Genomic DNA, 22,742 nt, shown 5'->3' on the forward strand with positions numbered 1-22,742 from the left:
GTATTTATTAGTTTTTCTTAAATTCAGTTATTTGCTTTTTGAGCTCGTCTAGACTTATTCTATTAGGATTTGCGCGTGGAGTAATATTATTATCTTCACTCTTGCGAACTGCATAACCGTATAGAGCTTCTATTTCTAATTGCAGATTTTGTTTGAATTTATCAATAAAAGTATTCCATTTATTTTTACCAGTCAAACAAGTATTCATATTTGTATCTGCTAGAGGCTCGTTTAGGTGTCTTATATCCTCAAATACAGTCCTAACATTTTCATAAGTAAATGTGATTAGATCTGATTCGATAGCAGGAGTTTTGTATCTACTAGCTTGTAAGGTATTTCCCCAAGTTAGTAGATCGATCATATCATTTGTATGCTTTGATTTACTAACAGATGCGAAAGCTTGTTTCATAGTGGCAAAAGACTTATCACCAAAAGTTGAGAATAGCAGTATGCCGTCATCATTTAGTAGTTCATAATAGTCATCTAGCTCTTGAGATAAGTTACTAGTTAGATGAATAATACTATTTGATATGATTATATCGAAAGATTGGGTCTGATCTTGGTTTTTATGTATTTTTGCATTAGGAAAGCGACTTTGTAAACTGTTTAGATAATCGTCATCACAATATCCTGTCATCAAGATGTCTGACGGATTAAGTTTTATAAAATCTAGTCTTTTGAGTAGCCTATGAGCTATCTCATTTTTTATGAAAGACTGTCGATATAATTTTCTGTTGGATATTCTATTTAAGAAGAGATTATAATTAAACATAAAAAAACTACTTATTTTTATTTAGATTTTAGTAAATTTTTTAGATCATTAAAAGATATAGGTCTACTAAAATAGTAACCTTGATAATAATCACAATTAATAGACTCAAGGAATTGTAGTTGTTCAATAGTCTCTACACCTTCTGCGACACAATGTTTACCAAGGTTTTTAGCTAGTTCGACTATTGCTACTACTATGCCTTTATTATTTTGTTTATCTAGATTTTGGACGAAACCTTTATCAATCTTTAAGTAGTCAATTGGTAAGTTAGCAAGATATTTAAGTGAAGAATAACCTGTCCCAAAATCATCAAGTGCAAAGCTAATACCTAGTTTGTTGATATTAGCAATGATGGATCTTGTAAGATCAATATTGTTTAATAAGTGTGTTTCTGTAATCTCAAATGTTACATGTTGTTTTTCAATTTGACCAAAATTTTTAATGATGTCACTCGAGAAACTCTCCTCTAGTAGCTGTACACTTGAGATATTTATTGATAACTTAAGATTATCAACCAAATTTTCATCTGAAAGTTCTTGCCAATCTTTGATTGTTTGAGTAAATATCCAATGTCCAAGTTCTTTGATCATTTGGTTTTTTTCTGCAAGAGGAATAAACTCATCAGGAGTAACATTGCCTAAAGCTGGAGAATTCCATCTAAGTAGAGCTTCAACTCCATAAATATTTTTGTTTCTATCATATTGGGGCTGATATACAATATGAAACTCATTTATATCGAGGTTTCTAAGCTCTTTGTCTATTGCATTACGTCTTTGTATAGTTTCATCAAAATCCGCGTTATAAAAGGCATAAGTATTTTTACCTTGAGATTTCGCACTATGCATGGCAGTATCTGCGTATTGTAATAGCTTTTCGATATTGTCAGCATCATTGGGATATACTGATATGCCTATACTAGTTGATTGCATTATAGTATTTTTATTGATTTTTAGAGGTTTTGAAATTTGAGTACGTAAATTGTTAACTATAGTAATGAGGCATTCGATATTTGGAATATCTTGTATCATTACTAAGAAATCATCACCACCTGATCTTGCAATTGATGTTGAATCGCTAAGTTCATTTTTCAGGATTTCAGATATTGCTATTATTAATTTATCACCGATAGAATAACCTAGAGTATCATTAATATATTTAAAACCATCTAGGTCAATGACTAAAAGAGCTGTTAAATTAGGTGAAGAGTTTTTTAAAAGCTTTTTCTTAACATTATCTATGAATCCTTGTCGATTATAGAGACCTGTTAAATCGTCATTATACGCAAGAAACTTTAATTTGTTGTTAGCATCTTGAACTTGTAGTAGTAGTTTTTCTCTTAATGTGACATCTCTAGCAATCCCAAATATAAAGACATGCCCATTTTTATCGTAGAATCTGATTTTGTGAGTATCGATAATCTTATCTTCACCATTAGGCATTTTTACATTTTCAATGGTTCTCGAAAATCCTTTATCAAAAGCAATTTTATCATGACGTAAGAAGTATTCTGCATCTTTAGGATTATATTTTTCAACAGTTGTTGATCCTATTATGCTATCTTGCATATCTTTGGGATATAAGTTTAGCATTGCCTGATTAGCTTTAATAATGCGATATTCGCTGTCTTTTATAAACATGATATCTTCACTTGCATTGAACATAAGTTCTGAGAAGTTATTAATATCTTTGAGCATTAATTCAGTTTCTTTTAAGCTAGTGATATCATTGTGAGCACCAAGAAGTCGAATAGGCTTACCATTTTCATTACGAATTGCCATACCTCTGCACCTAACCCAAACTGTAGAGCCATTTTTGTGTTTATAGCGAACAATTAGAGAATATTCATAATTAGGATCAGCTAAGTGTCTTTCAAATTTATATAAAGCATGTTTTAGATCATCTGGATGAATCAAATCTTGCCATTCAGACGCTAGATGTTTTTTTTCTTTAGGATCAAAACCAAGTGTTTCCCAGAATTTTTCACTCATCCATTCATTCTCTGGATTTTCTAGATCCCAGTACCATAGACCATCAAGACTAGCTTCTTGAAGAGCATCAAAAATATTTTTATCTTCACTCAAAAGCTTATATAGTTCTGTCTTTAAGTAATGTTCCATAAACCCACCGATCTAACCTACAATCTAATTATAAGTAATTTAGTTATTATTTGCACTATTACACTTATTGATTATGTGTAATAGTAATAATTATTTTTGCCTTTACTTTTTGCTATATACATGGCTTTATCAGCCTGTTTAATAAGTTCATCTGCTGTCATGTGTTCGTTGGTTGTACTTTCATAAGTGGATATACCAATACTAATGAATTGAGTTATGCTAATCTCGTTAGATATATACATACTGCTCTCAAACAACTTAAGCATCCTAGATACAATAGCCGTGATAGCTTCTTTACTATCAATATCTGTAAGTACAACTATAAATTCATCGCCACCAATACGTGCAATTAGATCATCACTTCTTAAAGCATCTTTTAGCCTGTAGGATGTTTCTGTTAAAATTTTATCACCAACATTATGACCATAATTGTCGTTAATATACTTAAAATTGTCTAAGTCTATAAATAGTAAACTTAATCTTAGATCTTTTTTTCTATTACTACTCAGCATAGAATTAAGTCTGCTCATTAGAGCGTGCCTATTTAGAGATTTGGTTAGTGTATCTGTGGAACTAAGTTCTTTTAGCTTTCTTTCTCGAGATTTAAGTATTTTATTTTTTCGAGCGTTAATGTCCAAAAAATAAAAGAAAATTTCAGACATTAGACTAATGATGACGCCAAGTACAAAAAATATTGTAGGAAAAATTCTTTGCATATTTTCGTAATCATTAGTTGTTAGGTTTGCAATAATTGTCCAATTTTCATTACCTTTGAAATGTTTTTTTATTTGCTTGGTATATTCTTTATCGTTTTTTAGATTTGAATAGACTTTACTCTTATTAAGATAAATCTCTAAGTTATAATTTTTTGAATTATATCTTTCGATTGTTTGCTCAGAGAAATTAGTCTTAAAGACAACATTAAAGTTTCCTTCTTGTTTTTTAATACAAATTAGCTTGTTTTCTGATTTATCCACTGCATTGCACTGGTTTAGTATTTCAGAGAAGTTTGATTTTGATAAATCATAATTAGATAGAAATAAAAGCTTATTATTTTTTGTATATTCTATAAAGTAAATACTTGGATAATCATCTGCATAGGCTTGAAAGTCTGCATATATGGCCTTATCACTTGAATAGGAGTTGGTTATAAGTCTTTTATAGAGTCTATCAATAGCACTATACTCAAGGTTTAAGTCATTATTAAGATTTATCTTTATATATAGAAGGTCTTCACCTATTTGCTTATATATTCTTTGATCGTCATAGTGAACTGAATATAGCCAAAGAATAAAAAACATCACAAATATTGTACTTGAGGCTATTATTGCTAATTTCTGCCATATATCATGTATAGTTCTAAAAGATAGTCTTGATATTGCTAGTAAAAACATACATGTTGTTGTATGTAAAGCCATGCCTGTTACATAGCCCCAATTAAAATAATAAGAAATATTAAATAGATACCCAAAGAATGCTACTAATGTGATAAGAACTACTGTTGTGATGGCTGATGAATATAGAGCCTTAAATAAAGTAGTATGAAATTTAAATTGAGTAAAAGTATTGGCTAAGGCTAATAATGTAAAGCAAATAGCAGTGTTTGGTGACATTCTACCTGGATATAGTGAACTATCACAGGTCTTATAAAAGATATTATCAAGACCAAGATTTAGATTGAATAAATATTCTAGTAAAGTTCCACTAGCAATTACCAAAACCATTATAGATATAAAGCATCGAGTAAAAGATATTTTGGTTTTTTTAGGTATTATATTTGCTATGGCTAATAGTAGTAGGCAAAATGCGGTGTTGAATTGCATAGGTGGAAAGTTTGGGCTTAATTTAACTATTGTTAGGTTATTAGTAATCCAGCCAAATAGAACTGTACTAGTTATTAGCATAACTATAGTACTCAATATAATGTCTGACTTTCTCTGAACTAAATACAATTCCTCATACACCTCGTGGAAATAGTTACATCAGTTATTATATATTTTTATATATGATAAATCCTTAAACACATTTACTTTTTTTAGCAAAAAATATATCGTTAAACTATGATTCTTTAATGAACTGACTATGGATAACTTAAATATTGCTGTATTGGCATCAACAAGTCCAGGAGTCCGTGAAAAGCTAGATGGCTGTTTACTTCATGAGCTCTCATGTGATGATGAACTATCCAAAGAGTTAGAGCAGATGGATGCTTTTGTACTTGATCAAAATAAAGACAATGAGAGTATCTCCGATGTTATTGAGCTTATTAAAAGAATAAGAGCAAATCCATATACATACCTTAAACCAATATTTTGTAGTAGTGATCAATGTGGTGATTATACAGTAGAGAATTTTGTGGATCTTAAGGAACTGGTGAAATTTGTTGATATAATTAATCATGAGGTTAGTACAGTTGAACAAATTACCCAAAATATCAAAAATATAGCTAATGATTGGCAAGCGAGGTTTTTGATATATATGTATACTCGCAGATCTATACGGGGCTTAACTCCCTGTAAAGATAAGTCTAAAAATACATATTATACATATCCTGCGCTGGACATTTTTTGTGAAGATACTCAGTTTAACTATTATGATTGGATTAGAGAACTTAACGATAGAGATATTCTAACTTTTAAAAAATTTATCAAATCATTTTTTTGTTGCTCTAATTGCTCATCAGCTCGTGCTTTGTTTTCAGAGCGATGTCCTGATTGTCAAAGTGAAGATATTTTACTGGCAGATTTTTTGCATTGTTATACCTGTGGGAATATTGCACCAGAAAGTGAGTTTATGACTACAGATGATGAGCTGGTTTGTCCTCAATGTAAGTCTAAACTTAAGCATATAGGTGTTGATTATGATAGGCCTCTGGAAAGTTATTCGTGTAGAGCTTGTCATAGTATATTTATAGATCCAGAAGTAGTCACAGAATGTATTGATTGCGGTACAATTACACCTACAGAAAATATGCGTAAGCAAAAGGTTGTTGAATATAAGCTTACAGACAAAGCAAAAAATTATATTAGAATGAGTTTATTAGAATACTCAATGTCAGTATTTGATGAAATAAACTATATTGCGCCAGAGTTTTTTTATAGCTTAGTTGATTGGGCATATTCTATGCAAAATAGAAATGACGCATATGAGTTCTCACTGATACAAATTGATATATTTGATTATATAAGTATGGCGGATGTTGCCGTTGTTTCAAAGGCATTAAGAGATGTATTGCGTAAGACAGATATGTTAACAAGAATCACTAAATATGATATATGGTTGTGGCTACCTAATACACCTATAAAAGGTGCTGAAGTAGTAGTCAATAAACTTAAGCAAATACATATATCACAAGGAAGTAGAATTGAAAGTGCAGTTAAAATGACTACATATCACTCAAAGAGTTTAGACGCATATGCTACTGCTGAGAAATTCTTACAGAGGTTATCTACAGGAATCTAGATTGTGACGATTATAAGTGTCTTATATCATCAATTATTAGCGATTTTTTCTCATCCTACAGAATTATTTGTTTCTGTTTTTGCTATTGTGCTGTTGACTGAGACACCATACACAATATTTATATTTTTAGGAGTATTATATTCTTATTTTAGGCAAGTAACTAGTGTTTCTGCACGCGTGCCATATTACCCTAAAGTTAGTTGTATTATTACAGCTTATAGTGAGGGAAGAGATATTTTAATTACTTTAAAGAGTTTGGAAGAGCAGTTATATCGTGGGCATATTGAGGTTTTGTTAGTAATAGATGGCGCTGATGTGAATAAAGAAACCCTTGATGTAGCAATGGAGTATAAAAAAACTTTTAAGGCAAATGTTAAGAGATCTCTTAAAGTAATTCCAAAATGGCATAGAGGGGGGCACGCATCATCATCTAACTTAGGAGTTAAGTTGAGTACTGGAGAGTTGATTATGACTCTTGATGCTGATACCTCTTGTGATAATGATATGATTAGTAATATGGTACAACAGTTTGTTGATAAGAATGTTGTAGCTTGTTCAGGTACTCTTAGAGTTAGAAATATTAATAAAAATTTGCTAACGAAAATGCAAGGCATAGAGTATATGCTTGGAATCCATTTATCAAAAATAGCTTTATCCAATGCTAATAGTGTTAATAATGTATCAAGTGCTTATGGGTGTTATAGGAGAGATTTCATTATCAAAAATACAACTCTCTGGAGAAATGGATCAGCTGAAGATTTAGACTTTACTTTGAGATTACAGTTTTTCTTCAAAAGACATAAGAATCTCAAGGTAACCCACTCACAAGATAGTATAGCTCATACCGAAGCTCCAGAAAAAGTTTGGGGACTCATAAAACAAAGGATGCGTTGGGATGGTGATACATATTTTATTTATATAAGGCGACATTTAAAAAGGCTTTTACCGAAGTATTTAGGCTGGAGAACATTTTTTGTGACGATATTTTCTGGATTATTCTTTCATGCCATACAACCTATTGTTATAGTTATTAGTCTTATTTATAGTGTTTTTGTATTTCCAGTTCACGTAATTGTACCTATATATATTACAGTATATATTTATTATCTAGTTATAAGTGTATTTTTGTTTATAACATTTATATTATTAGTATCAGAGCGCAAGAAACAGGATTTGGCGATGTGGTATGTCTTACCTTTTATGCCATTTTATTCAATATTTTTGAAATTTGTTGCAACAGTTGCTGTGTTGAGTGAGTTTTTTATAAAAACACATCGTGATAGTACAATGGCTCTAACCTGGGTCAACAAAAAAGTTAAATAAGGTTTTGTTATATGAAGTTTAGACCACCCAAAAATAAGCAAGTATTACAACCAAAGGCTTCACCGATAAAAAAGAATATTGCAAGGTGGCAGTGGTACTCAGTTATTGCTGTAGTAATTGCACCGTTAGTGTATATAGTGTGGTTAATTTTTAGTAGTAATTATTTCATAGTTGCGAATGGAACAATTGTTACAAAAAAATATCTTATCAGGGCCCATGAAGATAGTTTTATAAAAAATAGTAATATTTATGTTGGAAAGCTAGTAACAAATGGTGATATGGTTTTTGAAATGTCATCTCCATTACTCAATGCAGAATTATCAGAAGTTGACTCTCAAATTAAAGAAATTAATACATTGCAAGAGAGACTTTATAATAGTGATTTAAAAGCTCTTGAAGAGAAATATCAGGTAGCTAAAAAATATGTAGATATTAATGATAAGTTCTATAATGCAATGATTGATCTACGCAAGAAGAATATTATTAATATCATAGAACTACAGCAATCATCACAGGTATTGCATACAGCTGAGATGGATCTTGAAGAGGTTCTTGTAGAAAAGCAGCGCTATGCTTTAGATAAGGCTAATAGTTATGGGGAGGTGCTTATGAAGCTTCAGCTCCAAAAGAGAATATTAGAAGAAAAGATTGCTAGCCTAGACATAAAGATTGATGTTGATGCTATAGTTAGTAGAGTATATGTCTATAAAGGTGAATTTGTACAAAAGGGTCAAGAACTAGCTTTATTATCATTATTTGATGAGCCGTTTATTCGAGCGCATCTAGATTCTGAATTTATTTCTTATGTTTCAAAAGGTACTAAAGTAACTATTCGCTTCCAAAATGGAGCTACATTTAAAGGTGTTGTTGAATCAAGGCCTGTATTTGCAGAGTCAAGTGACGAAAAAAATATGTTCGATTCAAATGAATCGATGGTCGTCATTATAGTGAAGCCAGTCGAAAAAATACCGGAACAATATAATATTAATGATGTTCCAGTGCAGATTGATATTGGTAGAATATAAAAAGGATAATGTATTATTTTATATAGATTTTAAGGTAGTTATGTAGAATATGAAAGAATTAGATATTAGTCATTTTTCTGTATTAGATGATGCTGTTCTACCAGTAATACTTATAGATAGATTCAAAAAAATTAGGATGGTTAATAAATCAGCCTGTAAATTGTTTGGGTACCATAAAAGTGAATTACTTAACGAAAATATAAAAATATTAATGCCGGCACAGATAGCAGATCATCATGATAAGTATGTTGATAAATATATTGAAACTCATAAGAAAACAATTATAGGTAAGGGTAGGGTTATTACAGGATTAAAAAAGGATAGAAGCGAACTTAATCTTTTTTTATCAGTAAGTGAGGTGCAGGCACATGAACCTTTTTTTATAGGGATTATTCAGGATTTAACTCAACAGATAAGGCAAAATGCTAAGTATAAAGCTCTTGATGTAATTGAATATGCTTCATGGAGTTTTGATGTTAAAAAGAATATGTTTTATTGGGATAAAAATCTTTTTAATTATTTTGCTATTAATGAGTCACCAGATAGAAGTATTAGTCTGGATAAATGGCTTTCTCTTCTTCAGTTTGACGATCGTGATAAATTTATATTAGCAGTACAAAAATGTATTAAAGAAAAAAGGCCTATAGATATAATCTGTAAGCCATATTATGATTCTGAAAAAATATTTAGAATTTTTGCTAATTATTCTTTAAATTACTCAGGTCAGGTAATCCATATAGATGGCATTGTTATAGATAATACTTATAGAATTCAATATGCAACTCTTAAAAGAGTAGTTAATCTAGACTCTCTTACAAAAGTATATAGTAGATTCTTTTTTGAAAAAACTCTTAAAGAGGCAGCTAAAAAATTTAAGGAAACAAATATTTTATTTGCAATAATAGTTATAGATATAAGAAAGTTTAAGCAAATAAATGACTATTATGGGGATGATACGGGGGATAAACTTCTTAAGAAAATAGCTACTACCTTAAAAGAATCAATAAGGTTTAGAAGTCAAGATATTCTATCTAGAATCGGAGGTAATGAATTTGCTATATTTTGTAATAACATAAGTTCTAACAAAGAGGTTGAAATCGTAGTAAATAGAGTCTCAAATATCGTAAATTCAAGAGTAAAAGTTGGAGACTTAGATATAGATGTTAGCTCTGCGATTGGTGTTGTATTTTCAGATTATGATGACAATAAAATTATCACTTATGCTAGCTATGCTATTCGAGCTGCAAAAAATAAAAATTTAGGAATCTGTTTTTTTAATGAAGATATAAAAAAACAATATAAAGAAGAAGTTGTTTTAAATCATGTATTAAAGGGTCTGATAAATAAAGAGCATATAAAAGTTGTATATCAACCGATATTTGAAATATCTACTGAGAAAGCTATAGGAGTAGAAGCTTTAGTAAGATCATCAATCAATGAGTATAAAAATGTAAATATCGAAAATCTAGTTCGACTGATCGAGCGTAATGGTTTAGTAGATAAATTTAATAAACTAATTATAAATGTGGTTTTTGATGAGCTAAAAACTGTAAATATACCTTGTGATTTCAGGATTAATATTAACATATCGCCTTTTGTAACAAATTTTTTACAGCACCTTAAAGATTTGGTAAATTTAGTCCTTAAAAAAAAGAAAGCTTTTAAAAATAGGTGTAAGGTAGTTTTTGAACTTACAGAATCTGCACTTATGGATTTAACAGAGCTAGAGTTGATTGAGATACAAAATGTATTTAAAGATGCAGAAATATTATTTGCTATTGATGATTTTGGAACTGGATATTCAACTTTTGAAAGACTTATTGGCGGTAGATTCAATCTTCTTAAGATAGATAAATCATTACTTGATAAGTTAGCAGATGATGTGATAGGTAGCAATAGTACTTTTAAAGCCATAAAAGAAATTGCTACAGAAATGGATATGGATATCATTGTTGAAGGTGTTGAAACACAAGAGTCGTTGGATAAGTTGCGTAATCTGGGATATAGATATGTACAAGGATATTTATTATCAAAGCCTGAAAGTCTTAGTAATCTAGTAGAGCAAGGAATATTTACATATAAATGAGTTTTGGTAATATTCTTGCCTGTATATATAGGTTTATAAAGAGTCAGAACTGTATTTTGTGTAGACAGTATAGTGATGATATCGTTTGTAATTATTGTTTACACAATCTAGAAGAAGACTTGAATACACAGCAGTACAAGTTAGATTTTGATATCGAATATAATTACTATCATTTACTTAGTTACACCACAGAAGTTAGATATTTATTGCAAAAGTTTAAGTTTCAAAAAGATTTGTTAGTAGCGCAGGTGTTCAGTAAGCTTATGCAGAAATGGTGGGATAAAATGGCAAATATCTATTTCTCAGATGTAGATGCCATTGCTACAGTACCAATACACAGACTTAGATATATCTACAGAGGATTTAATCAATCTGAGCTTCTTGCTGACAAATTAGCAGAATATGCTGATATTAAAACAGTGTTTTCAAATTACTCGCGTATCAAATATACAAAGTCACAAGCTAAGTCATCCAAACAAAAAAGAGCTTCACAAATAAAAAATGTATTTAAACTCAATCAGCCAATAAAAGCTAAGCATCTTTTAGTTTTTGATGATGTGTTGACGACAGGCGCTACAATTAGAGAATTTGTAGAGACCATTTCAAAAGATAGTCAAATTGATAAAATATCTATAGTTACTCTCGTGCGCCCTGACTAATTTAGAGGATGATTTAAAAACACCGTCAATAAGAAAAACTTATTTAAATAATAAAGTCAATATATTTAACAAAGTTAAATTGTCATGTAATAATACTCTTCTAAATTAGAAAAGTTTACAAAAAAGATATTAAAATGAAAAAGTTAGTTTTATCAGTGTTTTCAGTTATAGGATTAATAAATATAAGTTTTGCTAGTGGTTTACATGAGATAAACAGTTTCTCAAGTAGCTCATTTCCACCACCAGTGATGATATTAGCTGAGTAAAGTCTATTCAGGAAGTTTGAGTTTGATTTTACCACCTAGAATATGGGCATGAATATGAAAAACCATTTGCCCACCTTCTTTACCTGTATTAAAAACGGTTTTAAATCCTTTCAAACCAAGAAGCTTAGCAACTTTAGGAATGCTTAACATAAATTTACCCATAAGCTCTTCATCCTGCTCTGTTAGCTCATTTAGGCTAGCTATATGTTTTTTTGGAATAACTAAAACATGAGTGTCAGCAGCTGGATTAATATCGTGAAAAGCAAAAACATTCTCATCTTCATAAACTTTCTTTGATGGAATCTCGCCAGTAATAATCTTACAAAAAATACAATCAGACATCTATTTCTCCTTTTTAAAAATATAATAAGCCAAACAAACAGCACCTGCTACCAATATGGTTGTACTGTGAGTAGTAACTAAATTCTGTAATTTAGTCAGAGAGTTAGTATCTTTAGTTACACTTGCTATAGCTCCTGTAGCTATCAACACAATACTTACACCCAATGCAAATCGATGCCTTTTCTTTGGCTCTTTAGTTTCACTAACCTGGCTAGGTGATGATGTTTTTAAATTCATCTGTGTATGTTGTAATATATCAAATACCATACGTGGTAGCTCTGGTAGCTTATCACTAACTCTAGGCATATTTTCTAGCGAACGATGGTAAAAACCTCTCAATCCCATTTGCTCTTTCATCCATTTCTCTAATATTGGACGGGATGTTTCCCATATATTAAGTTCTGGGCATAGTTTTTGTCCAAGACCCTCAACATGAAATAGAGTTTTCTGTAATAATGTAAGTTGAGGCTGTATATTCATATTAAAACGACGAGCGACAGCAAATAGCTGCATCAAAGTATAGCCTAGTGAAATCTCTTTCATAGGTTTTTCAAAAATTGGTTCACAAACTGTTCTAATAGCAGACTCTAGTACATCTTCACGCGTATCACTGGGGACCCAACCTGACTCTATGTGTAGTTCGGCTACTTTACGATAATCACGTTTAAAGAATGCCAAAAAATTACCTGCTAAATAACGCTGGTCATCGCGATTAAGTGTGCCAACAATACCAAAATCGATAGATATGTATTTTGGATCTGCTGGATTTGTGACATCTATAAACATATTTCCAGGGTGCATATCTGCATGGAAGAAGCAGTTATCAAATACTTGAGAGTAGAATATTTCTACTCCACGCTGTGCTAACAGGCGACGGTCTACTCCTAAAGCATCGAGGGTTTCGATATCAGATACTCTCACACCACTGACACGTTCCATAACCATAACTGTAGAGCTAGTATATTCCCAGTATATTTTAGGTACATAATGGATAGTTGAGCCCTCAAAGTTTCTGCGTATTTGAGATGCATTAGATGCTTCGCGCACTAGATCAAGCTCATCAAAGAAACTTTGATTAATTTCTTTGACAATTTCAACAGGCTTGAAACGTTTAATTTCTTTTAGTTTGCTAAGTAGTGTTGCAAAGAAAAGCATCAAAGAAGTATCAAGTTTTAGGATTTTTTCTATACCTGGTCGTAATACTTTAACTACGACTTTTTCATCATTTTGAAGTATTGCACCATGAACTTGAGCAACCGAAGCAGAAGCCAGCGGAGCACTTTCAAAGCTTTTAAATATTTCATCTATAGGCTTTTTTGCAGCCTTTTGAATCTGTTGAGCTGCAATATTGTTATCAAAAGGTGGCACGTTATCTTGAAGCTTAGAGACTTCTTTTATAACGTCAGGAGGAAGCAGATCCGCACGTACAGATAACGCTTGTCCAAATTTAATAAATATAGGTCCAAGCTTCTCTAGTGCTTCTCTAATCCTAACGCCATGCTCTAGCTTGCGTACTCTCGGAGAATAGTAAAAAGGATTTATTAAAAGTATAAGCCTAAGACTTTTTATCTTAGTTGCTCGGATTGGTTCATTGAGAAGACAGTATCTATTTATAATATAAAAAATATATATAAGTCTTAGAAATTTTCTAATCATTGTATAAGCCTTGTAATAAGTTTAGTTTGGCTTCTATTCTGTCAGTAGCTTGTTTTAGTTCTTGAACTTGACGATAAAAAATATTTATCTCATTTTGTGATATTAATGTTCTTTTTTCTTCAGTTAAAAAATCTTTAATATCAACTATAGTTTCTTGACGTGATGTTCTAAGGTATTCTTTAGCTTTAGTAAAAGGTTTAGCTATTGTTGCTGCAAATTCTGGACTAGTAATCTCAGATATCTTATAAACTAAATCAATATCAATAGCGCTTATGAATTTATTAAATTCATTTAAGTCTTTAAGACTACCTTGATAATCAAGCTTGTTAGCAATTATAAGTTCTTGGAGATTTTTGTTAAATATTAGTTCAAGGATATAAGCAAGTTTACCTTTTAGCACATTTTTAGAATGTTCATCAGTTGCATGGATCTTTGATTTCTCAACTTTTAATGTAACCGCAAAATCAATGTCAATAATCTCTACCCTTAATGTTTTATTATTAAGGGGTAGTAGCAAGCTACTCATTTGTGGGTCAAGTTTAGATAATAATGTTAGGGCTCTATCTATTATTTGAATCATCTTAGTACTTATATCCGATATGTAAAGCTACGATTCCGCCAGTCATATTCTGATATTCAACATTATCAAAACCAGCATCATACATCATTTGCTTTAGCGTTTCTTGATCTGGATGTTTGCGGATTGATTCAGCTAGATATTTATAACTTTCAGCATCTTGAGTGATGATTTTGCCTAAAAAAGGCAAAGCTTTGAAAGAATATTCATCATAAACCTTAGATAGCATAGAGACTATAGGTTTTGAGAATTCTAGTACGAGTAATCTTCCTCCTGGTTTTAGTACTCTACACATTGATGCTAAAGCTTTAGCTTTGTCAGTTACGTTTCTCAAACCAAAAGATATTGTTATACAGTCAAAATAATTATCAGGGAATGGAAGACATTCAGCATTAGCTTGAACATATTCGATATTACCTACACACCCCTTGTTAGTGAGTTTCTCTTTACCTACTTCTAACATTGATGAGTTGATATCGCTTAAAACTACTTTACCCTGTGAACCTACCATTTGACAGAATTTATATGCTAAATCACCAGTTCCGCCAGCTAAGTCAAGGACTTTATCTCCCTTGCGCACGCTAGTCTTTGCGATAGTTTGTTTTTTCCAGATGCGATGAATACCAAAAGACATTAAATCATTCATTAAGTCATACTTAGCTGCTACTGAGTGGAAAACTCCAGCAACTTTTTTTTGTTTTTCTTCCCAAGGTACTTCTGTAAAACCGAAATCTGTTGTTTTATTTTCTTTAGACATTTAAACTAAAATTATAATATTAAGATATAATTTCATTATAGCAGAATATCAAGTATTTGTATTGGCAAGATACCATTAAATAAGGGAGTGTGACTATGTATATATTATCTGGAGATATCGGTGGAACTAATACTAGGTTAGAGGTTTCTCTTCTAGAAGATGGTTTAACACAGAGTATTGCTATTAGGAAATATAGAGGAGCAAACTTTAATTGTTTGTCTGATATTATTGATAAGTTTTTACTAGAAGTTGATCTAGTGGGTCAGATTGATTCTGTGTGTCTTGCTGTCGCTGGATTTGTCGCAAACGGAGAAGTTCAAGTAACAAATTTACCATGGTTAGTGTCAGAGCAGTATATATCAGAAGGTCTTGGTATAGAAAAAAGTAAAGTCAAAGTTATAAATGACTTTGAAGCTATAGGCTATGGTATTGAATCTTTAGATAGAGAAAAAGATCTCATTACTCTTCAAGATGGTAAAAAAGATGATGAAACATTATGTGCTGTAGTTGGCGCTGGTACAGGTTTGGGTATGTGTCTAGTCAGTTATGATAAAGACCATAATCCTAGAGTGTACAAAACAGAAGGGGGCCATGTTGATTTTTCACCTGTTGATGATGAGCAAATTCAGCTTTTTAGATTTATGCGTAAAACTTTTCATCGTATATCGCCAGAGAGATTTTGTAGTGGTTATGGTATATTCAACATATATAAGTATGTTGTACGTAATCCTTTATACGATCAACCAGAGTGTCAGTCGCTAAGAAGAGAATTATTTAGCGTATCAGATTCTGATAAAGCAGCTGTTATTGTCAAGTATGCTATAGAGCATAGAGAACCTTCTGCACTGAGAACTATAGATATATTCTTAAGTATATATGGATCAGTAGCGGGTAATTTAGCATTATCAAGTTTACCTTTTAGGGGATTGTATATTGCTGGAGGTATTGCACCTAGGCTTATCAAACAAATCAAAGAAAGTAAGTTCTTAGAGAAGTTTAGAGATAAAGGTAGAATGTCTAGTATGATGAAAGATTTTCCAGTTCATATAATTATGAATACAGATGTTGGTTTAATTGGCGCGCGCACTTATGCAGCAGGATTAGTCAAAGCAGAGTAGAGTGAATTATTATTTTTTTTCTTTGAGATATTTTGATAATCTCATTATTCCTAGATATATTAGATAGGCTGCTACACATCCTGCTATTACTATATAAAAGGCTGCAAAAGTTAAAAAAATACCGACTAGTATGGCTAATTCAGTAATAAAAAATATAGCTAATATAGCAATTAGACAAATACATCCAAAAATATTGCGATATTTACAGATCCTATTTGCTGGATTTGGTTCTTTATTTATATTTAAGCTTTCCTGATTCATATTGTTCATACATTGTTGTAATGTGTCAATTATACAGTTGATAATTATTCCAATGCAAATTAAATGTTAAAATTATCTTTTGATATGTTTTGATAAATAAATAGATTGAATTATCAAGAAAATGAAAGTTATACCAAGAAGACCAAAAAGTTTAAAGTTCATCCAGATATTTGTTGAAAAAAAGTAAGCAACAAATAAGTTAAGAGTCCCTAGTACTGTAAAGTAAGCACCCCACATATTGTTGATCTCTCTCCACTTATGTCTTTTTAACTCAACTGCTTCTTTCAGAATTTTTTGCATTGGTGTTTCTTTCATGGTGTATGTTGATATTATCAGCCCAATTCCTATTAGCCAGTTGATTATGCTAACTTTCCATTTGATAAACTCTTCATTGTGGAAGTATAAAGTTGCTCCACCAAATACTACAACAAGTACAGCTATTAGAATTTGTGCTTTAGCAATTTTTCTATGAGCAATATACTCCCAAATTACTTGAGCAACTGTAACTATAATCAATGCAGCAGTAGCATAAAAAATGTCATAAACTTTATAAACTGTAAAAAATACGATTGCTGGCAGCAAATCATTAATCATTTTATTCATTTGTATTAATGTTAAGTGTTGTATAATGTCATAAAAGTATAACTCTTGTTGCTAAGATAATGAAGAAATTAATTGAACTATATAGTTATGGTAATAATGTTGCTGAATTAAAAGAGATAGCTAATATTTTGGATAATGATGGTGTTCTTGCTGTACCAACTGATTCAGGATATGCTCTAGCCTGTAGAATGAAGTCAAAAAAGGCTATAGATAAGATTATCAAAATACGTGAACTAGATGGAAAGCATAATTTTACATTATCTTGTAAAGACTTATCTGAAATATCTGAATATGCAAAAGTTGATAATAGCGCTTACCGAATTCTAAAAAGATACACACCGGGACCATTTACCTTTATTTTAAATGCAACAAAAAAGGTATCATCATTATTGGTTACTAAATCTAAAAATACAGTTGGTATAAGGGTGGGTGAGCATTATGCTCTTCAGGCAATATCAGCAGAAATTGGTGAACCATTAGTGATTGGGAGCTTTATTTTACCTGGGCAAGATCATGTTGTTACTGATTGCTCAGTTATTGATGATGAAGTTATGAATTATATAGATGTTGTTATAGAGTCAGATTATTGTGGTTATGAGTCAACTACAGTTGTGCAAATGCTTGAATTACCATATCAGATTTTAAGACAAGGTGCTGGAGAAATAGATCTCTAACTCTAGATGGTATAGATATTGAACATTAATAAGATAGTTAATTATGAACTCTTACAAAACTATATTTGAAAATTTAGAGTTTGAAATTTCACCAATAAAAAAATCTCGCTTTATATCTTTTGTATACAAGGTTACTAGTCACAAAGAAGCTCTGGAGGCAATAGATAAGACAAAGGTTATTTATCTTGGAGCTAATCACTATTGCTGGGCATATTCTTTAGTAGATAATAATCAGCTTAGATTTAGTGATGATGGTGAGCCAAGTGGTTCGGCTGGTAAGCCAATACTTTCACATATTCAAGGTCTTGGTGTATCAAATGTTTTGGTTGTGGTCGTCAGGTATTTTGGGGGGACGAAGCTTGGTGTTGGTGGACTTGTTAGGGCGTATGGGCAAGCAGCTAAAGAGGCATTGGCCTTGACTAAGCTTATTCACGTGAAGCCTCAGAGTGAAATTTTAATAGAGTATGATTATTCAGAAACAGTAAATGTCGATAATCTACTAAATCGCTATGATATTCAAATTATAAAAGAGAATTATTCTAATTTGATATACAAAGTTATCAAGATATGTACATCAGAAAAATCTATCTTCTTAGAAGAAATAACAAATATAACTAAAGGTAGAGTGAAGGTGATAGAGTACTAAATTGTTTAAGTTTGAACTCTACTATTGCGAATAAGCATATATATAAATGAGCCAAATAAGCAAATAACACCACTAAATATAAATACGAACATAAAATTATCATTTGTTGATTGTAGTATTATCCCAGTAATAAGCGGAGCAAGTCCAGCACCAACAAAATTAGCAAAATTCTGTAATCCACCAATTGTTCCTACTAAGCTATATGGAGAGATATCAGCAACTAATGCCCATGTTGGAGATATCCGTAGCCCCAAACAGAAAATAGTAACACTAATTACACATACAATAATAAAGATGTTGTCTATAAATGGTAGTGCTAAGATTGCTATAGATGCAACTAGACATCCGATGATTATAGGTGTTAATCGTGAAAATACTGCTGTAAATCCTTTTTTTATCATAAGATCGGATACTATACCACCTAACATTACTGAAGCAATTCCTGAAATAAAAGATATAGATGTTGCTATACTCATTTGAGAAAGGCTTAGGTGTTTTACTTTAATAAAATAAAAAGGTAACCATGTTAGAAATAACCAGTAAGCGTAAGATGAACATAGATTTCCAATACATAAAAAAACTACATTCTTGTTTTTTAGTGCATCAGAGATAGAAACCTTTTGAGTCTTTTTGTAAGTTGGTCTGCATTCAATAGTTTCTTCTGTATGTAGAAGTTTCCAACCTAACGCAGCTAGCAATCCGATAATACCTAATAAAATAAACATACCTCGCCAATCTATCAGTAGCATTAGACCGACTAGGATTAATGGTGCTAGGATGTTTGCTAATCTAGGGCCTAGAGCTACTATTGATGACATTAGCCCTCTTTGAGAACTTGGAAAACGATGTTGTATTATTCTAGTAGCGACTATGAAAAAGGGAGCTTCGGCGAGACCGAGTAAAATCCGTGTTAGTAATATTGAATAAAATCCTATTACTAAGCCCCCTAATACACAAGCTACAGACCAAGCAATCATGCTTACTAGCATTACTTTATTTACACCTAGTCGATCAACCATATATCCTGCTGGTAGACTAGCGATAGCATACGGCCACATAAATGCAGATAATAATATTCCCATTTCTGTTGGTGTTATATTAAAAGCATTAGCAATTTCTGTATTTGCAATACTTAGAGTAGATCTGTCAATATAGTTTAATAATGCTAAAAAGAATAGTAGAAGAATTATTAAAATATTATAGTAGGTTTTTTTCATTACTAAATACTTAGTTTATTTAACACGCATACCTGGCTGAGCACCCTCATGCGGTTCTAGTATATATATTCCTTTGCCATCGCCAGCGGCTAAGACCATACCTTCTGACATTCCAAACTTCATTTTTCTAGGAGCTAAGTTCGCCACCATTACAGTATGTTTGCCTACTAAATCCTCTGGCTTATAGGCAGACTTTATACCCGCAAATACTTGTTTTGTAACACCACCTAGATCTAATATTAGCTTAAGTAGTTTGTCTGCACCTTCAACATGCGAAGCTTCAGCAATCCTAGCTACGCGTAAGTCAACTTTCATGAAATCATCAAAAGTACATTCAGCTGCAATATCTAGTTTAGGCTCTTTTTTGGGTTGTTGGTTTTGTTCATTTTCTAACATTTTTTTTGTATCCTCTAAAATCTTGTCTACTTTTTCTTTTTCAATACGAGTTGCTAATGGTTTAAATTTGTTTATTTTGTGAGATCTTAAGAATATTGGAGCATCATTCCACTTTGATAACTCTATATTTAAAAAAGTCTCTGCATTTTTGACAATTGAAGGCACAATTGGTTTAAGATAAGCAACAAGTACCTTAAACATATTAATTCCTTGTGAGCATACTTGATGAACTTTTTGTTCTTGTCCTTCTTCTTTTGCTAGTTGCCATGGTTTATGATGGTCTATAAATTGATTTGCTTTATCAGCTAAGGCCATTATTAGTCTCACAGCATGAGCAAACTCTCTTTTTTCAAAAGCTTGAGTAATGGCATCATGATTTTTACTAAACTCAATTTCTAACTCTTGATCAAAAATATCCTCAGATAAGGTGGCATCAAATTTTTTGTATATAAAGCCAGCACAGCGGCTTGCTATATTTACCACCTTACCAACTATATCTGAATTTGATTTAGTGACAAATTCCTCAAGGTTTAAATCTATATCATCAATGCGTGATGTCAATCTAGAGGCAAAATAGTATCTCAAATAGCTAGGCTCTAAATTATCTAGATAAGTTCTTGCTTGGATAAATGTACCGCGAGATTTTGACATTTTTTTGCCATTTACAGTTAAGAATCCGTTAGCAAAGACACTTGTAGGAGTTTTATAGCCTGTAGATGATAATATTGCTGGCCAAAATAATGCATGGAAGTAAATAATATCTTTACCAATAAAATGATAAAGCTCGCTTTCACAAGAGTTATCTCCCCAAAACTCATCAAAGTTTAGATTGTTTTTATTACAATAATCTCTAAAACTTGCAATATAGCCCATCGGAGCATCTAGCCAAACATAGAAGAATTTTTGCTCATTTGTATCAGGTATTGCAAAACCAAAGTATGGGGCATCACGCGAGATATCCCAACTTTGTAGGCCTTGCTCAAACCATTCTGCTAGTTTGTTAGCTACTTCTGGTTGGAGTAGTTTGTTGGATTCTATCCAATCTTTAATATTTTTTTCCAAAGAGGGTAAATCAAAGAAGAAGTGTTCAGAATTTTTTTGTATTGGTGCTTTTCCTGAGACTACTGATTTTGGACTTATTAACTCTGTAGGGTCGTAAGTTGCACCACAAACCTCACAACTATCTCCGTATTGATCTTCAGCTTTGCATTTTGGACAAGTACCTTTTACAAATCTATCAGGTAAAAACATTTTTGCTTCAGGGTCATACGCCTGAGCTATTTCTTTTCTTGATATGAGTTTTTGAGCATTCAACTTATCGTAGATATCTTCAACTATTTCTTTGTTTATTGGGCTATGAGTTGAATGATAATTATCAAACTTAATTTCAAAGCTTAAAAAATCTTTTTGGTGATTATTTGAGTATTTTTCAACTAGTTCTTCTGGTGTGATACCTAAGCTTTTAGCTTTAAGCATTATTGGAGTACCATGTGTATCGCTGCCACAGACAAATATACATTCATTACCTTGTAATTTTTGGAATCTAACCCAAATGTCTGACTGTATATATCCCAGCATATGACCTAAATGAAGATCGCCATTTGCATATGGCAGTGCATTAGTAACTAAAATTTTTCTCATGATTATTGTGCTTGTGGTAGTTATAAATATCTAAAATAATATTCGTATTATAAAGTTTTTTCTGAAGTTTGTTTAGTATTAATATTAGTAAAATAGCAGATACCATAAAAAATTGTCGAATGTGCTCTTGACACATTGTTTTATATATATATAATATCCTTTCACATGGTTTAGGAGAGGTGGCCGAGCGGCTGAAGGCGCTCCCCTGCTAAGGGAGTATAGGCGTTAAACCCTATCGAGAGTTCGAATCTCTTCCTCTCCGCCATCCAAAGTTTTCGATCTTTTCAAAATCGGGTGCTTAGCTCAGCTGGGAGAGCATCGCCCTTACAAGGCGAGGGTCGGGGGTTCGAACCCCTCAGCACCCACCATTAAATAAATAAAAAGCGACTTGGGTCGCTTTTTTTATACCTTAAATTTTCTATAAGTACTTATTGAGTTCCATCATTTGTAATAAAGTTGGTAGTATAGAACTTGTGCTAGATAGTTATTAACACGGCTTTAGACTTAATGTATATGAGGTAGCTGGTTAAAGATACCTGCTTAGGGTTATTTAAGTTTAGAGGTACTTATGTCTAAACTAATCAAAACTTGACCTTAAAATTTTATCTATGATTAAATCTTTGATTGTTGCTTTTTAGAGTGAGTGTATGTTTTTGATTGGATCTGTTATATTGTCTAATCTCTCAGATTCAGATTTGTGAGAAATGTAAGAGTGTATTAATATGCATTTATTATGATTTTGTTTTCAATTCTATAAATTTGAATACTATAAACTAATCAGATGTTACCCTTATTGTTTGTTATGACAGGATATCTAGCTACAAGTAAATGGAATTCTAATATCATAATATAACTATGATGTACTATGATGTGAAAAAGTATGCTGATATTTTATTGAATTATATTTTGGGTGATAGAATTTATATATGAACTAGTTTTACATTTTTTAATGTAACTAATCGCTAAAGCTAGTTAAATCAAATCATTAACATCACTGATATGTAATCAAGATAAGAAATAATTAAGTATTAAGAGAGATAGTAAAACTTAGTAAATTTATTGAAAGGGAAATAATTAAATAAAAAAGTATTATTTTTTAAGGTAAGTCGGATATTTATTTTTTTGTTATAAAGCGTATTAAATG

20 protein-coding genes and 2 tRNA genes are annotated in these 22,742 nt (G+C 31.5%); 11 read left to right on the plus strand and 11 right to left on the minus strand.

What is annotated here, in order from left to right; genetic code table 11:
* Nucleotides 1-7: 7 nt before the first annotated feature.
* The 3 genes from ACKTR7_RS05275 to ACKTR7_RS05285 all read right to left on the minus strand — a co-directional run bounded on the left by ACKTR7_RS05275 (nt 8) and on the right by ACKTR7_RS05285 (nt 4,793).
* Nucleotides 8-772 carry a methyltransferase domain-containing protein gene (locus ACKTR7_RS05275; protein ID WP_407877338.1) on the minus strand — a complete coding sequence of 255 codons (765 nt, stop codon included), beginning with the start codon at nt 770-772 and terminating at the stop codon, nt 8-10.
* Between the two features lie 17 nt (nt 773-789).
* Nucleotides 790-2,889, minus strand: a complete 2,100-nt coding sequence (locus tag ACKTR7_RS05280; RefSeq protein WP_407877339.1) for a sensor domain-containing protein — start codon at nt 2,887-2,889, stop codon at nt 790-792.
* Nucleotides 2,890-2,960: 71 nt separating this feature from the next.
* Nucleotides 2,961-4,793 (minus strand): GGDEF domain-containing protein, encoded by a 1,833-nt coding sequence (locus ACKTR7_RS05285; RefSeq protein WP_407877340.1) that lies wholly within the window; start codon nt 4,791-4,793, stop codon nt 2,961-2,963.
* A 178-nt stretch (nt 4,794-4,971) separates the two neighbouring features.
* On the opposite strand from ACKTR7_RS05285, the gene ACKTR7_RS05290 reads away from it, so the two are divergent.
* From ACKTR7_RS05290 to ACKTR7_RS05315, 6 genes are all read left to right on the plus strand, one after another.
* Nucleotides 4,972-6,351 carry a TackOD1 domain-containing metal-binding protein gene (locus ACKTR7_RS05290; protein ID WP_407877341.1) on the plus strand — a complete coding sequence of 460 codons (1,380 nt, stop codon included), beginning with the start codon at nt 4,972-4,974 and terminating at the stop codon, nt 6,349-6,351.
* 3 nt (nt 6,352-6,354) lie between these two features.
* Complete coding sequence (locus tag ACKTR7_RS05295) at nt 6,355-7,674, plus strand: glycosyltransferase family 2 protein (protein ID WP_407877342.1); 1,320 nt, start codon at nt 6,355-6,357, stop codon at nt 7,672-7,674.
* An 11-nt stretch (nt 7,675-7,685) separates the two neighbouring features.
* On the plus strand, nt 7,686-8,699 hold the full coding sequence (locus tag ACKTR7_RS05300) for an HlyD family secretion protein (protein WP_407877343.1): 1,014 nt from the start codon (nt 7,686-7,688) through the stop codon (nt 8,697-8,699).
* Nucleotides 8,700-8,748: 49 nt separating this feature from the next.
* On the plus strand, nt 8,749-10,785 hold the full coding sequence (locus tag ACKTR7_RS05305; protein WP_407877344.1) for an EAL domain-containing protein: 2,037 nt from the start codon (nt 8,749-8,751) through the stop codon (nt 10,783-10,785).
* Nucleotides 10,782-11,444: a ComF family protein gene (locus tag ACKTR7_RS05310; protein ID WP_407877345.1), complete on the plus strand. Its 663-nt coding sequence runs from the start codon at nt 10,782-10,784 to the stop codon at nt 11,442-11,444. The genes ACKTR7_RS05305 and ACKTR7_RS05310 overlap by 4 nt, the downstream gene beginning before the upstream one ends.
* Nucleotides 11,445-11,578: 134 nt before the next feature.
* The gene (locus tag ACKTR7_RS05315) at nt 11,579-11,710 is read left to right on the plus strand and encodes a hypothetical protein (RefSeq protein WP_261986278.1); all 132 of its coding nucleotides are present in this window, start codon (nt 11,579-11,581) and stop codon (nt 11,708-11,710) included.
* A 3-nt stretch (nt 11,711-11,713) separates the two neighbouring features.
* On the opposite strand, the gene ACKTR7_RS05320 is transcribed toward ACKTR7_RS05315, so the two are convergent.
* From ACKTR7_RS05320 to ubiE, 4 genes are read right to left on the minus strand one after another with little or no spacing between them, the layout of a single operon-like run.
* Nucleotides 11,714-12,052 carry a histidine triad nucleotide-binding protein gene (locus tag ACKTR7_RS05320; RefSeq protein WP_369851981.1) on the minus strand — a complete coding sequence of 113 codons (339 nt, stop codon included), beginning with the start codon at nt 12,050-12,052 and terminating at the stop codon, nt 11,714-11,716.
* Nucleotides 12,053-13,708, minus strand: coding sequence for a ubiquinone biosynthesis regulatory protein kinase UbiB (ubiB, locus tag ACKTR7_RS05325; protein WP_407877346.1), 1,656 nt, complete (start codon nt 13,706-13,708; stop codon nt 12,053-12,055).
* On the minus strand, nt 13,701-14,288 hold the full coding sequence (locus ACKTR7_RS05330; protein WP_407877347.1) for a ubiquinone biosynthesis accessory factor UbiJ: 588 nt from the start codon (nt 14,286-14,288) through the stop codon (nt 13,701-13,703). Before ACKTR7_RS05330 ends, ubiB begins: the two co-directional genes overlap by 8 nt.
* A gap of 1 nt (nt 14,289) precedes the next feature.
* The gene (ubiE, locus tag ACKTR7_RS05335) at nt 14,290-15,042 is read right to left on the minus strand and encodes a bifunctional demethylmenaquinone methyltransferase/2-methoxy-6-polyprenyl-1,4-benzoquinol methylase UbiE (protein ID WP_407877348.1); all 753 of its coding nucleotides are present in this window, start codon (nt 15,040-15,042) and stop codon (nt 14,290-14,292) included.
* 95 nt (nt 15,043-15,137) lie between these two features.
* On the opposite strand from ubiE, the gene glk reads away from it, so the two are divergent.
* The gene (gene glk, locus ACKTR7_RS05340) at nt 15,138-16,160 is read left to right on the plus strand and encodes a glucokinase (RefSeq protein ID WP_044525706.1); all 1,023 of its coding nucleotides are present in this window, start codon (nt 15,138-15,140) and stop codon (nt 16,158-16,160) included.
* A 9-nt stretch (nt 16,161-16,169) separates the two neighbouring features.
* Here glk and ACKTR7_RS05345 read toward each other — a convergent pair whose 3' ends face one another.
* Together ACKTR7_RS05345 and ACKTR7_RS05350 are read right to left on the minus strand one after the other, a co-directional pair.
* Nucleotides 16,170-16,421 (minus strand): hypothetical protein, encoded by a 252-nt coding sequence (locus ACKTR7_RS05345; RefSeq protein ID WP_222830337.1) that lies wholly within the window; start codon nt 16,419-16,421, stop codon nt 16,170-16,172.
* A 72-nt stretch (nt 16,422-16,493) separates the two neighbouring features.
* Nucleotides 16,494-17,024, minus strand: a complete 531-nt coding sequence (locus ACKTR7_RS05350) for a septation protein A (RefSeq protein ID WP_146421882.1) — start codon at nt 17,022-17,024, stop codon at nt 16,494-16,496.
* Nucleotides 17,025-17,083: 59 nt separating this feature from the next.
* On the opposite strand from ACKTR7_RS05350, the gene ACKTR7_RS05355 reads away from it, so the two are divergent.
* Nucleotides 17,084-17,698 (plus strand): L-threonylcarbamoyladenylate synthase, encoded by a 615-nt coding sequence (locus ACKTR7_RS05355; protein WP_407877349.1) that lies wholly within the window; start codon nt 17,084-17,086, stop codon nt 17,696-17,698.
* Between the two features lie 43 nt (nt 17,699-17,741).
* Nucleotides 17,742-18,344 carry a YigZ family protein gene (locus ACKTR7_RS05360; RefSeq protein ID WP_407877350.1) on the plus strand — a complete coding sequence of 201 codons (603 nt, stop codon included), beginning with the start codon at nt 17,742-17,744 and terminating at the stop codon, nt 18,342-18,344.
* Nucleotides 18,345-18,349: 5 nt separating this feature from the next.
* Here the strand turns inward: ACKTR7_RS05360 and ACKTR7_RS05365 are convergent, their stop codons facing one another.
* Both ACKTR7_RS05365 and metG read right to left on the minus strand, forming a co-directional pair.
* Complete coding sequence (locus tag ACKTR7_RS05365; protein ID WP_407877351.1) at nt 18,350-19,561, minus strand: MFS transporter; 1,212 nt, start codon at nt 19,559-19,561, stop codon at nt 18,350-18,352.
* 15 nt (nt 19,562-19,576) lie between these two features.
* Complete coding sequence (gene metG, locus ACKTR7_RS05370) at nt 19,577-21,598, minus strand: methionine--tRNA ligase (RefSeq protein ID WP_407877352.1); 2,022 nt, start codon at nt 21,596-21,598, stop codon at nt 19,577-19,579.
* A gap of 173 nt (nt 21,599-21,771) precedes the next feature.
* Between metG and ACKTR7_RS05375 the strand changes: the two genes are divergently transcribed.
* Together ACKTR7_RS05375 and ACKTR7_RS05380 are read left to right on the plus strand one after the other, a co-directional pair.
* Nucleotides 21,772-21,863 (plus strand) — tRNA-Ser (locus tag ACKTR7_RS05375).
* A 27-nt stretch (nt 21,864-21,890) separates the two neighbouring features.
* A tRNA-Val gene (locus ACKTR7_RS05380) sits at nt 21,891-21,966 on the plus strand.
* Nucleotides 21,967-22,742: the final 776 nt, after the last annotated feature.

Origin of the sequence: Francisella sciaenopsi (assembly GCF_045862875.1) — a bacterium.
GTDB lineage: Bacteria > Pseudomonadota > Gammaproteobacteria > Francisellales > Francisellaceae > Francisella > Francisella sciaenopsi.

Excerpts from the sequence above, each read along its gene's own strand:
- ACKTR7_RS05345 (WP_222830337.1), bottom strand. The coding sequence starts at position 16,421 with ATGAATCAGGAAAGCTTAAATATAAATAAAGAACCAAATCCAGCAAAT.
- ACKTR7_RS05320 (WP_369851981.1), bottom strand. The coding sequence starts at position 12,052 with ATGTCTGATTGTATTTTTTGTAAGATTATTACTGGCGAGATTCCATCA.
- ACKTR7_RS05275 (WP_407877338.1), bottom strand. The coding sequence starts at position 772 with ATGTTTAATTATAATCTCTTCTTAAATAGAATATCCAACAGAAAATTA.
- ACKTR7_RS05300 (WP_407877343.1), top strand. The coding sequence starts at position 7,686 with ATGAAGTTTAGACCACCCAAAAATAAGCAAGTATTACAACCAAAGGCT.
- glk (WP_044525706.1), top strand. The coding sequence starts at position 15,138 with ATGTATATATTATCTGGAGATATCGGTGGAACTAATACTAGGTTAGAG.
- ACKTR7_RS05290 (WP_407877341.1), top strand. The coding sequence starts at position 4,972 with ATGGATAACTTAAATATTGCTGTATTGGCATCAACAAGTCCAGGAGTC.
- ACKTR7_RS05305 (WP_407877344.1), top strand. The coding sequence starts at position 8,749 with ATGAAAGAATTAGATATTAGTCATTTTTCTGTATTAGATGATGCTGTT.
- ACKTR7_RS05280 (WP_407877339.1), bottom strand. The coding sequence starts at position 2,889 with ATGGAACATTACTTAAAGACAGAACTATATAAGCTTTTGAGTGAAGAT.
- ubiB (WP_407877346.1), bottom strand. The coding sequence starts at position 13,708 with ATGATTAGAAAATTTCTAAGACTTATATATATTTTTTATATTATAAAT.
- ACKTR7_RS05315 (WP_261986278.1), top strand. The coding sequence starts at position 11,579 with ATGAAAAAGTTAGTTTTATCAGTGTTTTCAGTTATAGGATTAATAAAT.
- ACKTR7_RS05365 (WP_407877351.1), bottom strand. The coding sequence starts at position 19,561 with ATGAAAAAAACCTACTATAATATTTTAATAATTCTTCTACTATTCTTT.
- metG (WP_407877352.1), bottom strand. The coding sequence starts at position 21,598 with ATGAGAAAAATTTTAGTTACTAATGCACTGCCATATGCAAATGGCGAT.
- ACKTR7_RS05330 (WP_407877347.1), bottom strand. The coding sequence starts at position 14,288 with ATGATTCAAATAATAGATAGAGCCCTAACATTATTATCTAAACTTGAC.
- ACKTR7_RS05350 (WP_146421882.1), bottom strand. The coding sequence starts at position 17,024 with ATGAATAAAATGATTAATGATTTGCTGCCAGCAATCGTATTTTTTACA.
- ACKTR7_RS05310 (WP_407877345.1), top strand. The coding sequence starts at position 10,782 with ATGAGTTTTGGTAATATTCTTGCCTGTATATATAGGTTTATAAAGAGT.
- ACKTR7_RS05360 (WP_407877350.1), top strand. The coding sequence starts at position 17,742 with ATGAACTCTTACAAAACTATATTTGAAAATTTAGAGTTTGAAATTTCA.
- ubiE (WP_407877348.1), bottom strand. The coding sequence starts at position 15,042 with ATGTCTAAAGAAAATAAAACAACAGATTTCGGTTTTACAGAAGTACCT.
- ACKTR7_RS05285 (WP_407877340.1), bottom strand. The coding sequence starts at position 4,793 with ATGCTAATAACTAGTACAGTTCTATTTGGCTGGATTACTAATAACCTA.
- ACKTR7_RS05355 (WP_407877349.1), top strand. The coding sequence starts at position 17,084 with ATGAAGAAATTAATTGAACTATATAGTTATGGTAATAATGTTGCTGAA.